Origin of the sequence: Mesorhizobium sp. M7A.F.Ca.CA.002.09.1.1 (genome assembly GCF_003998555.1) — a bacterium.
In the GTDB taxonomy this organism is placed as follows: Bacteria; Pseudomonadota; Alphaproteobacteria; order Rhizobiales; family Rhizobiaceae; genus Mesorhizobium; species Mesorhizobium ciceri.
The window spans coordinates 1-594 of sequence record NZ_RZRR01001514.1 but is presented as its reverse complement, the minus strand read 5'-3'; the positions used below and the strand labels follow the sequence as shown (position 1 = coordinate 594).

Annotated in this window: 1 protein-coding gene; it reads left to right on the top strand. The window is 64.1% G+C overall.

The features are described from left to right. A partial coding sequence (locus tag EN994_RS34365; protein ID WP_245466184.1) for an OB-fold nucleic acid binding domain-containing protein occupies window positions 1-518 on the top strand: 518 nt, incomplete at its 5' end. Window positions 519-594 lie beyond the last annotated feature (76 nt).

The window sequence follows — 594 nt, the reverse complement described above, 5'->3', positions numbered from 1 at the left end:
GCCTGTCGCTGAAGGCGCATCCGGTCGCCTTCCTGCGCGAGCGGCTCGACCGCGCCGGCGTCATCCCGAATGCGAATCTTCCTTCCGTGCGCGACGGCAGGCGCGTCTCGGTCGCCGGCCTCGTGCTGGTGCGGCAGCGCCCCGGCAAGGGCAATGCGATCTTCCTGACGCTGGAGGACGACAAGGCGGTGGCCAACATCATCTTCTGGCAAAGAACCTTCGACCGCTATCGGCCTATCGTCATGGGGGCCCGGTTCGTCAAGGTCACCGGGAAATTGCAGTCGGAATCGGGTGTGGTCCACATCGTTGCCGAGAAGATCGAGGATCTGACGCCCTGGCTGACCGTGCTTCTGGAGAAGGTCAGCGAGACTGCACCAGTGGTTCCTCCGAGAGACCTCGCCAAGGACGGTTCGGATCGCTCCAGCCCCGCCAAACAAAGCGCGCCGATCCGGCAGGATCTCGCAACGCTGTCGGAAGAAGCGGAACAGGTCATGCCCAAGGGGCGGAATTTTCAGTAGGCAAGGCCATGCCAAGAGCGGAACGAAAGCGGACGTCGGCGATCCGTCGCGCCCCCTCTGTCCTGCCGGCCTATTG